The organism is Micromonospora sp. NPDC005553 (genome assembly GCF_042871765.1).
Lineage (GTDB): Bacteria > Actinomycetota > Actinomycetes > Mycobacteriales > Micromonosporaceae > Micromonospora.
Genome location: NZ_JBIAJD010000003.1, coordinates 1 through 15,006, shown reverse-complemented (window position 1 = coordinate 15,006; position 15,006 = coordinate 1). Strand labels below are relative to the sequence as shown.

General features: G+C 71.1%; 10 protein-coding genes and 2 rRNA genes. 4 read left to right on the top strand and 8 right to left on the bottom strand.

The features are described from left to right. Positions 1-20 precede the first annotated feature (20 nt). The gene (locus ACFYPG_RS12490; RefSeq protein WP_387352683.1) at positions 21-1,199 is read left to right on the top strand and encodes a glycosyltransferase family 4 protein; all 1,179 of its coding nucleotides are present in this window, start codon (positions 21-23) and stop codon (positions 1,197-1,199) included. Here ACFYPG_RS12490 and ACFYPG_RS12485 read toward each other — a convergent pair. From ACFYPG_RS12485 to ACFYPG_RS12475, 3 genes are read right to left on the bottom strand one after another with little or no spacing between them, the layout of a single operon-like run. Then, positions 1,184-1,378, bottom strand: coding sequence for a hypothetical protein (locus ACFYPG_RS12485; RefSeq protein ID WP_124858362.1), 195 nt, complete (start codon positions 1,376-1,378; stop codon positions 1,184-1,186). The two genes, ACFYPG_RS12490 and ACFYPG_RS12485, sit on opposite strands and share 16 nt — an antisense overlap. A gap of 35 nt (positions 1,379-1,413) precedes the next feature. After that, on the bottom strand, positions 1,414-3,123 hold the full coding sequence (locus ACFYPG_RS12480; RefSeq protein ID WP_355006066.1) for a hypothetical protein: 1,710 nt from the start codon (positions 3,121-3,123) through the stop codon (positions 1,414-1,416). After that, on the bottom strand, positions 3,124-5,001 hold the full coding sequence (locus tag ACFYPG_RS12475; RefSeq protein ID WP_387352682.1) for a hypothetical protein: 1,878 nt from the start codon (positions 4,999-5,001) through the stop codon (positions 3,124-3,126). A gap of 167 nt (positions 5,002-5,168) precedes the next feature. On the opposite strand from ACFYPG_RS12475, the gene ACFYPG_RS12470 reads away from it, so the two are divergent. Together ACFYPG_RS12470 and ACFYPG_RS12465 are read left to right on the top strand one after the other, a co-directional pair. Beyond that, positions 5,169-9,530 (top strand): alpha-(1->3)-arabinofuranosyltransferase, encoded by a 4,362-nt coding sequence (locus ACFYPG_RS12470; protein ID WP_387351891.1) that lies wholly within the window; start codon positions 5,169-5,171, stop codon positions 9,528-9,530. Further along, entirely contained in the window at positions 9,527-10,876 is a 1,350-nt protein-coding gene (locus tag ACFYPG_RS12465) for a lipopolysaccharide biosynthesis protein (protein WP_387351889.1), read from the top strand. The genes ACFYPG_RS12470 and ACFYPG_RS12465 overlap by 4 nt, the downstream gene beginning before the upstream one ends. Here the strand turns inward: ACFYPG_RS12465 and nudC are convergent. Then, positions 10,773-11,690: an NAD(+) diphosphatase gene (nudC, locus tag ACFYPG_RS12460; RefSeq protein WP_387351888.1), complete on the bottom strand. Its 918-nt coding sequence runs from the start codon at positions 11,688-11,690 to the stop codon at positions 10,773-10,775. The genes ACFYPG_RS12465 and nudC overlap by 104 nt on opposite strands. 183 nt (positions 11,691-11,873) lie before the next feature. Here nudC and ACFYPG_RS12455 point away from each other — a divergent pair, with 183 nt between their 5' ends. Next, positions 11,874-13,691 (top strand): VanW family protein, encoded by a 1,818-nt coding sequence (locus ACFYPG_RS12455; RefSeq protein WP_387351886.1) that lies wholly within the window; start codon positions 11,874-11,876, stop codon positions 13,689-13,691. 116 nt (positions 13,692-13,807) lie between these two features. Here ACFYPG_RS12455 and ACFYPG_RS12450 read toward each other — a convergent pair whose 3' ends face one another. The 4 genes from ACFYPG_RS12450 to ACFYPG_RS12435 form a co-directional block, all read right to left on the bottom strand. Beyond that, positions 13,808-13,984 (bottom strand): hypothetical protein, encoded by a 177-nt coding sequence (locus ACFYPG_RS12450; protein WP_387351884.1) that lies wholly within the window; start codon positions 13,982-13,984, stop codon positions 13,808-13,810. Positions 13,985-14,036: 52 nt separating this feature from the next. Next, on the bottom strand, positions 14,037-14,615 hold the full coding sequence (locus ACFYPG_RS12445; protein ID WP_387351882.1) for an AAA family ATPase: 579 nt from the start codon (positions 14,613-14,615) through the stop codon (positions 14,037-14,039). A gap of 105 nt (positions 14,616-14,720) precedes the next feature. Then, a 5S ribosomal RNA gene (gene rrf, locus ACFYPG_RS12440) occupies positions 14,721-14,837 on the bottom strand. Positions 14,838-14,922: 85 nt separating this feature from the next. Then, positions 14,923-15,006: ribosomal RNA gene (locus ACFYPG_RS12435) — 23S ribosomal RNA — on the bottom strand; the annotation flags it as partial.

Genomic DNA, 15,006 nt, shown 5'->3' with positions numbered 1-15,006 from the left:
GCGTGGAGCGTCGCTTCGGCATGCCCGGACACGTGCTGTTCCTCAACTGGCGAGACACCCGTAACCCCGAGGGTGGCGGTTCCGAGGTGTACGTGGAACGGATCGCTGCCGAGTTGGTGTCGCGCGGTTTCCGCGCCACCCTCTTCTGCGCCGCCCACAGCGAGGCACCCGGCGACGAGGTCAACGAGGCAGGCGTCCGGCTGGTGCGGCGCGGCGGCAGACACACCGTCTACCTCTGGGCGGCGCTCTGCTACCTGGCCGGCGCAGTGGGCGTGGGCCCAATGTCGAGCCGCCGGGGCGGCCGGCCCGACATCCTGGTCGACGTCTGCAACGGGTTGCCGTTCCTCTCCCCGCTGTGGACACGGCGCCCGGTGGTCAAGCTGATCCACCACGTGCATCGCGAGCAGTGGCCGGTGGTCCTTCCGCAGTGGGCCGCCCGGTTCGGCTGGTGGGTCGAGTCGTCGCTCGCCGTGCGCGTCTATCGGCGGTGCCGATACGTCACCGTCTCCGAGGCCACCCGTAGAGAACTGGCCGTGCTGGGAGTACCGCCGGAGCAGGTCGCCGTGGTGCACAACGGCACCCCGGCGCTGCCCCGCACCGACGCCGAGCGGGCACCGTTCCCGCTGCTCGTGACGCTGAATCGGCTGGTGCCACACAAGCGGGTCGAGGTGGCGTTGCGGGCGGTCGCGGCCCTCGCCGACGAGTTGCCTCAGCTGCGGCTGGTCGTCGCCGGCCAGGGCTGGTGGGAGTCGCACCTGCGCGAGCTCGCCGCGGAGCTGGACATCACCGAGCGGGTGGATTTCCGGGGCTTCGTGACGGAGGAGGAAAAAGCCGCTCTGCTCGCCTCTGCCTGGGTCGCCCTGACCCCGTCACTCAAGGAGGGCTGGGGCCTGACGATTGTCGAGGCGGGTTCCGCGGGCACGCCAACAGTCGCGTTCCGGGAAGCGGGTGGGGTCGCCGAAGCTGTCGTGGACGGGCGTACCGGCCTGCTGGCCGATGACATCGACGATTACCTGGCGAAGGTGCGCACTCTTCTGCACGAGGACGAAATGCGGCGGGAGATGGGGGCGCAGGCCCGGGAGCACGCGGCGAGCTTCACCTGGCAGGCCGCGGGTGGGCACTTCGCGGACCTGCTGGACGGTGTGGAGTCGCCCCGCCCAGTGCAGCAGCGGGGCGAGCCGTCCTACCTGTCGCCGTAGACCACGGGGGCGTACGGGTCCTTCTTTCCGGCACGCTTGGCCGCTTCCGAAACACTCTTGGCCTCGTTGGCCGCCTCTTTGTCGGTGGCGGTCGCGGCGGCCGAGAGCCCGCCGAGGGCCAGGATCCCCAGCAACGCCGCCACCATGCCGGAGACGACCAGGGTCAGAGCTCTACGCATGCCAATCCTCCAATGGCGAGACGTGCGAGCGGACGTTACCACGCAGTAGGGCGCCGGTGTAGTGCCGAAATGGCGGCAGCCGTGACCACCAGAAGGGCAGCGCCGAGCGCCATCACGACTGCCCACGCACCTCGTCCAGGGGGGTTCGATTCCGGAGGAACAGCGGGATTTCGGTAGAGGGTGAGAGACGGTCCCTCGTGAACGGCTTCGAGATCACGAAGGGTCGCAGGGTCGACCTCGCTGGGCAGTTGGTGATGCACCACCACCCAGCGCACGCCGGTGGCCGAGACGGGCCGCCCTTCGGCCAACACCCGGCGCACCTCGCGGAGCCGTGGATTCTCCCCGGCCACCGCGACATCGCCGACCCGCAGTGTGTCGTCGGTCAGCACCGTCCCCGGTAGATAGCGCGGCAACGGATCCAGGACGACACGTCCCGGGTTCCACGGATAGGCCCGGTAGGCGGACAGCGGCAGCGCGAGGATCTCCCCCGGCTCGCCGGCCACCCGCTCGGCGACCACCTGCCAGTCCGCCGGATAGCTCACCGGACGAAGCCGGCCGGCACCGCCGAAGGCAAGGTCCGGCATGACGGCCACCGGCAGGAGCAGCAGGCCGACCAGAACCACCCCCGCCACCTCCCGGTCGATCCTGGCCACCAGCCGCTCGGCTCCCAACGCGGCACACACCACCAGCAGCAGGGCGTACGGGGCCAGGAACTTCTGGCCGTCTCGAAGCAGCCCCGCACCCGGCAGATGCACCACCGCCCAGCGCAACGCGGCGGCCCCGCCGGGGAGCACCCCGAGGGCAGCGAGAAGGCAGGCGATCCCAGCGAGCACCGCCAGCCGCACCGCCGCACCCGGGGGCAGCCGACGCCGCAGCAGACCGGCACCGACACCGGCCAGGATCAGCAGGAGCAGGGTCGCCAGCGGCACCAGCGGTGCCGCGCGACTGGAGGGGGTCGCCTGTGCGCTCCAGACGCCACCCGTACCCGCGAGCGCCACCAGCGGACCGGCCCAGTTCTCCGAACGCGCCGCGAACGCCGACACCCCCGCCGGATCGGATGACCCGCCGGCGCCGGTGACCAGGGCCGCGGTCACCCAGGGGGCGTTGAGTAACGCGATGCCGCCCACCACGAGCGCCGACCGGCGAAGGCGCGTCCGGTCCCACACCAGCAGGACCACCGTGCCCAACGCGATCAACCCGCCGGTCGGGGTGATCGCGGCGGGAGCGGCGGCGAGCACCACCCGAGCGAGCGCGCCATCACGACCCGCTCGCAGGTCCAGCGCCGCCCGGACCAACCAGGGCAGCGCGGCGTACGCGAGCAGCAGCCCCCACTGTCCGATCAGCAGCCGCTCGGCAAGGTAGGGCGTCCACGCGTACGCCACCGCTGCGAGCAATCGGACCGCGAGCCGTTCGGTCGGCACCAGACGGCCGGCGCCGACCGCGGCCAGGAGAACCGCCCCACCGAGCGCCACCCGCTGCACCGCCCAGCCCGGTACGAGCTGGGTGACCAGGGACATCAGTGCGTCCATCGGCACCGCCCGGGGCAGAGTCTGCGCCGGGGCGACGAGATCCCAACTCAGCGGCTGCCGGGGTACGAACACCATGTCGTACAGCAGCGCGTAGCCGGGTGCCGCGAGCGGGGCCAGCACCAGCACCGTGACAGCCGCCGCAACTGCGTAAAGCGGCAGCGCGTCCCGCACCCGCCGCACCGGTGGGGCCCCGACGCCGGTGGTCTGCTCAACCATTCACGGTGCCGGCACCGCGCGGCCGACGGTGATCAGTTGGGTGCACACCCTGACCCCCGAGGTGCTCACGGTGACCTCGACGGCGTCCCCAGCCCCCTCCAGCAGGAAGAACACGTCGTTCAGCCCGCGCTTCAGGGTGATCACCCGGACGCTGTCCCCGAGACGGAAGATTGCCGTCGAATCGCCCGAACTGACATAGCCGAAATGGATCGCGTACGGCCACTCCTCCAGGTACCCGTCCAACGGGATCCGGGCGGGCTGACCACCCTCCGCCAGGTGCCCACAGTCGGGCACCGTGCCGGGCACGACCTTCCGCCCCTGAACCACGACCGAACGAATCCGGCCGAAGTCGTCGAACATGAACGGTTTCTCGGCCTCCTCCACGAAGGTGGGCCGACGCTCGGCCGGGCGGAAGAAGTGCGACTGGAGATTGTCCGGCCAGAAATAGCCGGCGATGACGCGGTCCGGGACTGTGGTTTCCAGGAAGACGGTGCCCGGCGCCGCGGCGGCAAGCTCGATCTGCGTCGTCGCGAGGTAGTCCCGTCCGTACTTGGTGCTCCAGTTGTCCCCGAAACGGGCCGTGCTCCACAGCGTGCCCACCCCGATGGTGGCCAGGACGACGATTATCGAGACCAGGCCGACCGCGAAGGCACCCGGCTCCCGCAGAACGGTCGGCACCGGCCACGCGGACACGTCCTCCTCATCGGCGTCCTTCGTCCCCAACAGGGCCGCGCCGACACAGATCGCGGCGACCAGCACCACGTCGGCGACGTACCGGGGGATGATGCCCACGAACGAGCCGAGCGGCCCACCGAGGCGGGTCACGGCGAAGAGCGCGGCGACCAGCCCGAGGTAGCACGCGAGCAGCAGCCAGGCCCGCCGGGCCGACGGGCGCCGCCGCGCGGTGACCACGATGAGAGCCCCCAGCACCGCCCAGGACAGCCACTTGGCGATGTCGTACGGGTTCACGGCCGGAGGACCGTCACCGGCGTACGCCCACCGCCAGGGGCCACCGAGCAGACCCGGAACGACGGTTTCGCCGACCAGGTCACCGAGGAATTTGAGGACCTGACCGACGGATGTGGGCTCGTCCAACTCGCGGGCGGGACGGGTCAGATAGAACGCCAGGTACGCCCCCGAGAGCGCACCGAGCACCAGCCACGCCGGCCAGTGTCGGCGGACCGTCGTCACCAGGCTGCGCCAGGCGCCGCCCGACGTGAAGAGGAAGACGGTCAGCAGGAACAGCAGCGGCACGATCAGCAGGGACTTGGTGTCGAAGAGAAGGCCGAACACCACCCACAGGACGACCGCCACGAGGTGCCGCAGCCGGCCGGTCCGCACGTACCAGACCTGGGCCGTCGCCGCCATGACCAGGGCCAACTGCATCGGCATCACGAGCAGCCCGACCAGCCACAGCGAGGAAACCTCGAGCGTCAGCGGGCTGAACACGAACAGGCACAGCGGGATGAGCAGCCCCCAGCCCGGCCGGAGCAGATGGCGCAGCAACCGGTAGACGGCGAACCCGATCGCCGCCTGGCCGACCGCCAGCAGCACCACCCAGGGCCAGGTGACAAAGCCCGCCACCCGCACCATCGCCCACGCCACCAGCAGGCCGCCGGGCATGAGGTGGTTGTTGAAGGTACGCAGGAGGAAGTCCGCGTCCAACCGGGTGTCGAGGACCTGGGCAGCGATGACGAACTCGTCCTGCGAGAACCAGCCACGGGTGGCAAGGCCGGCGCGCCACGCGACGGACACGACGATGAGGGCGATCGCTACCGCGCGGACGCGGTCGGCACGGAACCATCGGCCGACCGGCCCCGGCCGGTCGCCATCGGACGCGACGCGTTCCGGACGCGTCTCGGCCTCAGCTTCTGGCATTGACATGGTCGGCAGCCTGCCACACGCTTACACGCCGTGGGGACGGCCGTTCTCCCGATAACGCCACCGCAGCGCCCCTGGTCGCCCGTCCGTGCCCGGTCCGGATAACGTCGCGCGACAGTCGTCGGCTGCAGGTGCGCGTCCGGCCGGTGAAGACAGGAGCCGAAATGCGTGCAGAGGTGACCAGTGACGCCGCCCCGGCGTCCAGTCGAAGCCGGCACACGGCCCGACGGTTCCGGCACCTGGTCATCTGCATCGCGCTGACCGCCCTCGCATTCCAGCAGGCCCCGGGTCAGGTCGTTCCCGACACCAAGGTCGACCTGAGCGTCAACCCGGCCGGCTGGCTGCTCCGCTCGCTGCACCTCTGGGACCCCACCGGCACGTTCGGTCAGCTACAGAACCAGGCATACGGATATCTCTGGCCGATGGGCCCGTTCTTCCTGCTCGGATCGGAACTCGGCCTCGCGCCGTGGGTGGTCCAGCGGCTGTGGTGGGCGCTGATCTTCTGTGTCGCCTACCTGGGAGTGGTACGGCTGGCGGGCAGGCTCGGCATCGGCACGCCCGCCGGACGCATGATCGCCGGTGTCGCCTTCGCGCTGTCACCCCGCATCCTCACCCAGCTCGGCTACGCCTCGGTGGAGTCCTGGCCCAGCGCCATCGCCCCCTGGGTACTCATCCCGCTGGTGGGCCTCGCCCGCGGCACCCCCCTGCGGCGCGCCGTCGCCGGGTCGGCCGTCGCCGTCGCCTGCGCCGGTGGAGTCAACGCCACAGCCGTGGCCGCGGTAGTGCCACTCGCCCTGCTCTGGCTCGCCACCCTCCAACCCGTACGCCGCCGCGTCACCGCCATCGCCGCCTGGTGTGGCGCGGTGGCGCTGGCCACGGCGTGGTGGTTGATTCCGCTGCTCGTTCTGGGGCGGTACAGCCCACCCTTCCTGGACTACATCGAGACCGCCCGGAACACGACCAGCGTCACCGACGCGGTGACGACGCTCCGCGGCGCCTCCTACTGGCTCGCCTACCTGGCCTCCCCGTTCGGGTCGATCCTTCCGGCCGGCGCACGACTCGCCAACGAGGCGCTACTGGTCGCCGCCACCCTGGTGGTCGCCGCCCTCGGTGTGCTCGGGCTGTCCCGACGGGGGATGCCGCACCGCCGGTTCCTCATCACCGGTCTGGTGCTCGGCGTCGCGCTCGTCGGTCTCGGGCACGTCGGTGACCTGCCGAACATCCTCGCCGGGCCGCAGCGGGAGTTCCTCGACGGCGTCGGCGCACCCCTGCGCAACGTGCACAAGTTCGACGTCCTGCTCCGCCTGCCCCTGGCCCTGGGCATGGCGCACCTGATCGGCCTGGCCGTCCGCGCGGTACGCACCGCGCCCGAGCAGCATCGCCCACGAACGGTCGCGCGCGCCTGGCTCACGGCCGGCGTGGCCATGGTCGCCGTCACGGCGGTTGCCACGCCCGCGCTTGCCGGCGGTCTCGCCACGCCAGCCGGCGTCAAGGCGGTGCCCGGCTACTGGCATGAGGCCACCGACTGGCTCGACGCGAACACCGGGCGCGGGCGGGTGCTCGTCGTACCCGGGGCGCGTTTCCCCTCGTACGACTGGGGCAACACCACCGATGAGATCGCCCAGCCGCTGCTGAACAGCAGGTGGGCGGTACGCAACGCCATCCCCTTCACCCCACCGACCACGATCCGGCTGCTGGACGCGATCGAGTCGACACTCGCCTCCGGCTCCGGCTCGACCGGGCTGGCCGACCTGCTCGCCCGGTCCGGGATCAGCCACGTCCTGTTCCGCGCCGACCTTGACCACGGCCGCTCCGACACGGCCCGCCCGGCAGTGGTCCGGCAGGCGCTGGAGCGCTCACCCGGGTTGACCCGCGTCACCTCCTTCGGCCCCCTGCGCGGCGGGCCCTCGTCCCCGGACGAGTTCCGCGACCAGGGGCTCGACGTGCCGGTCCGGGCGTTGGAGGTCTACCGGGTCGACCGGCAGGTCGAGCCGGTCGTCGCATACGACAGTGACGCCGTGACCACCGTGGTGGGCGGCCCCGAATCGCTCCTCGACCTCGCCGCGGCAGGGCAGCTCGGCGCGGCGCCAACGGTCCTGGCGGGCGATGCGGCGGCTGCCGGCGTCGCCGGGCCGGTCGCGATGACCGACGGGCTGCGCAGGCGGGACGTGTCATTCGGCCGAGCGCGCGACAACGCCTCACAGACCCTCACCGCCGACGACACCTTCGAGGTGACGGCACCCGCCCACGACTACCTGCCCGAGTGGGGAGCGCAGCAGTCCACCGTCGCTCGCTTCGAGGGCATCAGCGCGATCCGCGCGTCGACCGCCCGCTCGCAGGTGGACTCCCCCGGCGGCGCCCGCCCCGAGCACCAGCCGTACGCGGCGATGGACGGCAATCCCGAAACCTCCTGGCAGTCCGCGCCGTACTCGCCCAGCGACCGCCAGTGGGTCGAGGTGGACCTCGCCAACCCGACACGGGTCACCCGGGTCGAGGTCTGGTTCGACGTGAAAGCCGACGCCCTGCCCACGAAGGTGACCGTCACCGCCGGGTACGAGAGCCGCACCATCGAACAGTTCAGCGATCACATGGTCTTCGAACTACCCGGCGTCCACGCCACCCGCGCGGTCCAGATCACGATCGACGACGCGTACGACCTCCGCTCGCTCGGCAACAGGTCGGTCGGCATCGCCGAGATCAAGATTCCCGGCATCCAGACCAGCCGGACCCTCGTCCTTCCCGCCGCACCGGCCACCGACCGGCCGGCGACCGTCGTCGTGGCGGCGGCGCCCACCACGCCGGCCTGCTTCTCCGTCGACGGCCACCCTCGCTGCTCCACCGACGCCGTCCGCGGTTCCGAGGACGCCTCCATCATCGACCGGACCCTCACCCTGCCCGCCGCCGGCGCGTATGACGCCAAGCTGTGGGCGCGGCCGACGGCCGGCGCGGACCTGGACAACACTCTCGACAAGCTGGTGGCCGACGCACAGCCGCTGCGCCTCGCCGCGCAGGTCAGCGCCTCCTCAACGGCCGTTGCCGACCCGACCGGTCGGGCCGGCGCCGCGCTCGACGGGGACCCGACCACCAGTTGGTCACCGGCGGTCAGCGACGAGGCACCGATCCTGCGCCTCACGTGGCTCAAGCCGCAGACCATCACCGGGCTCAGGTTCTCCGTCGATGACGGCACAGCCGCCACCCGCCTCGGCAGTGTGCGGGTGGTCGGCGACGACGGTTTCCGAAGCAGCTTGCTCGGCGACGACGGGTTCCTTCGCCTGGACCCGCCGATGCGGACCGACGAAATCACCATCCAGTTCCTCGACAAGCCGTCCGCCACGAGCACGGACCCGTACAAGCTGCGGTTGCCGGAGAAGCTGCCCGTCGCGGTCGGCGAGGTGACCGTGCTGCCCGGAGCGACAATCGTCAAACCGCGCCTCGACGCACCCCTGACGCTGGCCTGCGGGTCGGGCCCGACGCTGCAGATCGGCGCGTCCCGGGTGACCACCACGCTCCGCGGCACACTCCGCGATTTGCTGGAACTGCGCGAGATGCCGGTGACGCCGTGCGGGCGGGCCACGCCCCGACAGCTTGACCTGGGCCGCGGGGAGCATCGCCTCGTGACCACACCGAGCAAGCTCGCCTCGCCGACTCGGGTCGCCCTGGTGCCGCGGACGCCCACGCCGACCCCGGCGGCGGTCGCCGGCACCATTGAAGTGGGCTCCTGGGGAGCCACCGAACGACGGGTACGGGTGGTCGATCACCCCGTCGACCGCGTACTCGCCGTGCGGGAGAACACCAACACCGGCTGGGAGGCGACCATCGGCGGGCGGACGCTGAAGCCGCTGGTGGTGGACGGATGGCAGCAGGGCTGGATCCTTCCCGCTGGCACCTCCGGGGAGGTGGTACTCCGCTTCGCCCCGGACACGACGTACCGGGCGGGCCTTCTGCTCGGCGGCATCCTGCTGGCGGTGGTGGTCCTCCTCGCGGTGCTGCCCGCCCGGCAGCCCACCGGGCGCACGTCGTCGACCGCCGTACCGCGGGGCCGTCGTCGGGTCACCCGATCCCTGCCGTTGTTGGCCGTCGGTGCCGCCGCGCTGGTGTTGTGGAGCGGTTTCATCGGCGGACTGCTGGTCGCGGCGGGGTTCATGCTGGCGGTACCCGGCCCACGCCGCCTGCCCTGGCCAGCCGACCCACGTCGGGCCAGGACGATCAGCCGGGCCGTCGAGACGTGGCTCCCCGGCGTGCTCGTCCTGCTCGCCGGGTGGCTCTATCTCAATTCGACGCAACGCAACACCGACGCCCTGTTGCAACTCATGATCGTCGTCGCCCTGGGCGCTCTCTGGCTCTCCACCACCGCCCGACGGCGGCCCGTACGCCGGGCCAGGCCGACCGCCGTGACCTCGGCCGTTGCGGCGACTGCGCTGGTCGGGGAGGAGCCAAACCCGGACCTGGCCAAGCCGGACCCGGCCGAACCTGACCCGGCGGGGCCGGCCGACGGGCAGCTTCCGACCTTCTCGGAGGTCACGTGAGCCCTCGGCGACCCGTCCGTCCGGCGGAGACGGAGCGGACGGCGGAGACGGAGGATCCGGGCCGACGGAACAACGGTCTGGGCGCCGCAGGGATCAGCATCACCCTGGCCGGGGTGCTGGTCAACGGCCTGGCCTACCTGGTGCCGGTCCTGGCCGCCCGGCGGCTCGACCCGGCCGACCTCAGCGTGCTCGCCGCCGCCCTCGGTCTGGTGGCCATCGTCGGTGTGCCCGGGCTCGGCCTGCAACTGGCCGTCGCCGTGCACCGCGCCCGGCACGGCGCATCCGACACTCGGCGGCTCACCGCGGTCACCGCCGCAGTGTGCGCGGGAACCCTCGTCGCGGCGACACCACTGCTGGTCATCGCCCTGGATCTCCCGGTCGAGATGCCCGCGCTGCTGGCGGTCACCACCGTCGCAATCGTGCTCTCCTCGCGCTCCCTCGGAGAGTTGCAGGGAAGCCAACGCTTCGTACGACTCGCCATCGGGATGGCGGTGCTCGCCGCCGGCCGCTACGGCGGCGTGATCGCCGGGTTGCTGCTCGGCACGGGACCGACCGGTGCGCTGGCGGTCGGCGCGTTGACCGCCGCCCTCACCCCTGCGGTGCTGGCCCGACTCGCCCGCGAGCCGCAACGGTCGTCCACCGCCCCACGGCTGACCGTCGCTCAGGTCGTTGCCGGCTGCGGTGCGACACTGGCGATGCTCGTCGTCTCCTACGCCGACCTGCTGTTGTCCCGGCAACTGCTGTCCCCGTCGGATTCCGGGGCGTACTCGGTCGGCACCGTCCTGAGCAAGGGCGCGCTCTGGGCACCGCAGGTCGCCGCCGTCCTCGCCCTACCGAGGCTGGCCCGCGGTGACCGGCGCAGCCGAACGATCGCGCTCGCGGTGACAGGCGGGTGTGGCGTGGTGCTCGTCCTCGCCTCGACGCTCGCCGGGGGGCTCGCCTTCCGCCTCGCCGGTGGGCCCGACTACGACCACCTGGGCCGGTACGCGCCCCTCTTCGCGGCGGTCGGTGCTCTCTACGCGGTGACGTTCGTGCTGCTCAACGACCGCCTCGCGGCCGGCGCGCGCTGGGCGGCGGCACCGCTGTGGCTGGGCGTGGCCGGCCTGGTGGCCGTCACCGCGACCCTCCGGCCCCACACCGTCCCCGGCCTCCTCGTCGCGGCCCTGGGCACGGCCATCGGCACCACCGCGCTGATGGCGGTGACGGCCCGTCGGCCCGCCCCGGTTCCGGCGGCCGACCCGACTAGCCCTCCGCCAGCCAGTCCGTCAGCAGTCGGTGGTCGATCGAGTCCACCCGACCGAGCGGGCGACCCGAGGCCGCCCGGTCCCGCAGCTCCGCCCGGGTGAACCAGCGCGCCTCCAGCAACTCCTCGCCGTCCACGTGTACCTCGTCGGAGGTGGCGGTGGCCCGGAAGCCCACCATCAGGCCGGCGGGGAACGGCCACGCCTGTGACCCCTGGTAGGTCACGTCGGTGACGGTCACGCCCGCCTCCTCACCCATCTCCCGACGGACCGCGTCCTCCAGGCTCTCGCCGATCTCGACGAAGCCGGCCAGCGTCGAGTACGCGTCCTCGGCCGCGCCCGCGTGCCGGGCCAGCAGACAGCGCCCCGACCGACCGGGTGCCTCGACCAACACGATGATGGCCGGCTCGATCCGGGGGAACAGCAGACGTCCGCACTCCGTGCCGGTGCAGGTCCGCAGGTGCCCGCCACCGCCGGCGACGGCCGGCGCGCCGCACGTCCCGCAGAATCGCTGCTGCCGGTGCCAGTGCAACAAACCCCTGGCGTACGCCAGGACGGTCGCGTCGCCGGGTTCGAGCCGCCCGACCAGTGCCCGCACGTCGACGGACCGCACCGCACCGGCCATCTCGACGGCGGACTGCTCGGGTAGCGCCGAGAGGTCCGCGGCGAAAACGGCGGCCTCCCCGTCGAGCCCCAGGAAGACGGTCTCGCCGGCGGCGGACCGGACCAGTGCCGCGCGTTCCGCGCTGAGCCGGACCGGCCCGTGCCCGTCGACGAGACAACGGTCCCGCCACATCGGCAACAACACGGCGGTCGACCCGGTGAGCAGCGCGCCCAACCGCGTCGGATCGGTGCGCAACGGTCCCGCCCGGTCCAGCGATCCGCCCCCGTACGCCAACACCCGCTCCGCAGTGCCCACCCGGTCACCGTGCCACGTCGATGATCGGCCGTCGGCACCGCCCCCGGGGCCGATGCGACACACCGAACGACACGCGGTAGCAGCGCCTGCTGGGCGCAGCCGACGAGGACGGCCGCGCATTCGTTACCGTAGGTGCCTCCGGGAGGGAGGACCTCCCGCGGCACCCTGGCGATCGAGGTTGCAGTGACGCTGTACGGCGAAAACAGTCCACCCGCCGACGACCGGCCCACCGTGCAGGTCACCGCGGTCACCTGGCCGGACGGACCTGAGCCGGTCACCACAGCCGCCCCCGGCGAGCCGGACGGCGGCCCGCGCCGGCCGCGTCGGGTGCGCATGCTGCTCGCCGCGGGCATCACCGGTGGCGTCCTCGCCGCCGTGGCGGGTGCCGGCGCCTGGGCGTACGCCGGTGACGTTCCCCGTGGCACCAGCGTGCTCGGCACCGAACTGGGCGGCCGGAGCCGCGCGGACGCCGACCGGGAGTTGCGGGCGGAGCTGGACCGGCGGGCGGCATCGCTGGCCACACCACTGAAGGTCACCGTCGACGGGCGCACCGCCGAGATCAACCCCGCCGACGTGGGGCTGACCGTCGACGTGCCGGCGACCGTCGCGGCAGCCGCCGAGGCCGACGCGCACCCGGTCAGCCGGTTGGTCGGCTCCCGCACCGTCGAACCCGTGGTGACCGTCGACGAGGGCCGGTTGGACGACGCGCTCCGTAAGGTGCTCGGCGACCAGGCCCAGGGCATGACGATGCCGGCGATCACCTATCAGGGCACCACGCCGAAGGTCGTCCAGCCCAAGCCCGGGCTGGCTCTGAACCCGGAGCGTTCCGCCGAGGTGGTCCGCACCGGCTGGTTGGCCGGCGCCCCGGTCACCGTTCCCCTGGTGGAGACCCACCCGGCGACCACCGCCGAGGAGTTGGACCGGATGGTCAGCGAGCTGGCGAAGCCGGCGGTCGCCGCACCGGTCACCCTGCGGACGAACAAGGGCCAGGTGACGATCCCGCCCGCCGCGATCGCGAAGAGCCTCCGGTTCGGTGCCGACAAGACCGGCAAGCTCACCCCCTCGGTGGACGTCAAGCGGCTGCGGGCGGCGCTCGGCGACAAGCTGAGCGCCATCGAGGTGCCGCCGAAGGACGCCACGATGACGATCTCCGGTGGCCGGCCGACCGCCAAGGAGGGGAAAGCCGGGCAGCAGCTGGACACGGCAGCCCTCGGTCGAGACCTGCTGGCCGTGCTGCCGAAGGCGGACGGCCGCGAGGTGACCGGCGAGTTGAAGCCGACGCCGCCGCAACTGACCGGGGAGAAGCTCGCCGGGCTGGGCATCAAGGAGCGGGTGTCGACCTTCACCACCCGGTTCACCGGCGGCATGGCCTCGTCGCGCAGCCAGAACATCGCGACCATCGCGAGGAAGGTGGACGGCACTGTCGTACTGCCAGGGAAGACGTTCTCGCTCAACGGGCACACCGGCGAACGCGGCTACGCCCAGGGCTACCGGGACGCACCCGTCATCCTCGACGGCAAGCTGGTGCCGGGCGTCGGCGGCGGCACCTCGCAGTTCACCACCACGCTGTTCAACGCCACCTACTACGCCGGCCTGGAGGACGTCGAGCACAAGCCGCACTCGTACTGGTTCGACAGGTACCCGGCGGTCATCGAGTCGACAATCTTCTGGCCGAATCTGGACTTCAAGTTCCGCAACAACACCGAGTACGGCGTGCTCATCGACACGTCGTACACGTCGAGCACGATCACCGTGTCGATCTGGAGCACGAAGATCTACGACAGCGTGAAGACCGAGTACGGGCCTCGCCGCAACATCACCACGCCGAAGCAGATCCACCTGACTCCCGGCCCCTCGTGCATCGAGACCAACGGCATCAACGGCTTCACCCAGGACGCCTTCCGGGTCATCAAGAAGGGCGGCGCGGTGGTCAAGCGGGAGAAGTTCACCTGGCGCTACGACGCGGAGCCCCGCTACGTCTGCGGACCGAAGCCCTCCTGAAGCCCGGGTACGGCTGGAGTCTGGGGTCAGCTCAGGTCTCGGGTCGGCTCGGCGGCGTTGTCGCCGTGCTCGTTGCGCTTGCCGCCCTGTGGTGGCATCGGTACAACGCGACTCTCCTACACCCGGATCTCGGCCCGGAACCGGTGCGCCGCGGGGTGCCACATCTCCTCGAACGGACCCATGACCTCGCCACCGACACCACGGCGACGAATGCGGGACGCGAGCCACCAGAGGGTGCCCAGGACCGCCGCCAGGCAGCCCACGAACACCACAATTGTCAGGACCTCATCCACAGGCCGAGCCTAAGAGAATTCTCGTAGCTCAGGGCATTCTGGGCGAGGCGATTCAAAGAGATCGGTGGTCGAGGGTTGCGGTGTGTTGCTGGATGAACTTGACGCGGGAGGCGATGTCGCTGCGGGGCAGGGTGCTGAGCTGGTATCCGTGTTGGGTGTAGGCGGTAACCATGGCGTCGTGGGTTCGTACGGCTTCGGCGAAGTCCTGATGTCGTTCGCTGTCGGTGGTGTAGATCTGCGACCAAGGCGGGGCGATGAACACCCGCTGGTGGTAGCGGAAGAGCTGTGCGGCGGCTGTCACGTGTGCGGGAACGGGTTGGCCGAGTAGGAGGTAGTAGCCGACGAGGTCGGGGATCCCTCGGTCGAAGAAGACGGGTCCGGGATGTTGGCTGGCTTGGCGGTAGGAGCGGACCTCCCAGCTGAGCATGATCTCGGCGAACAGTCGTGAGTCGCTGGTGTGCAGGGCCTGGCCGCCGATCGACAGCTGGTCCTGGATGATCTGTCGTCCTGCTTCGTCGACGCAGGCGTAGCCGGCAAGCCGCAGCCTTTCGATCAGCGTGGTTTTGCCGGCTCCGGGTCCCCCGGTGATGACGATGTACTGACTGCTCACGTCGTCCTCTCTGGTCGGCATTGCAATCCTCGCGACCCCAGGGGCAGGGGAACCCGATGACCCACAAAAAGGGGGCGGAGACGCAGAGAAGCCCACCCCTGATGGGGTGGGCTTCTCTGGAAGATTGTCCGGCGGCGTCCTACTCTCCCACACCCTCACGAGTGCAGTACCATCGGCGCTGGAGGGCTTAGCTTCCGGGTTCGGAATGTAACCGGGCGTTTCCCCTCCGCCATGACCGCCGTAACTCTATGAACATATCAAACAACCCCGGCACACAGTCACGGGTGTTCGCTTGTTCAGAGTTGCACAGTGGACGCGTAGCAGCTTAGTAGTCAAGTCCTCGGCCTATTAGTACCGGTCAACTGAACCCGTTACCGGGCTTACATTTCCGGCCTATCAACCCAGTCGTCTA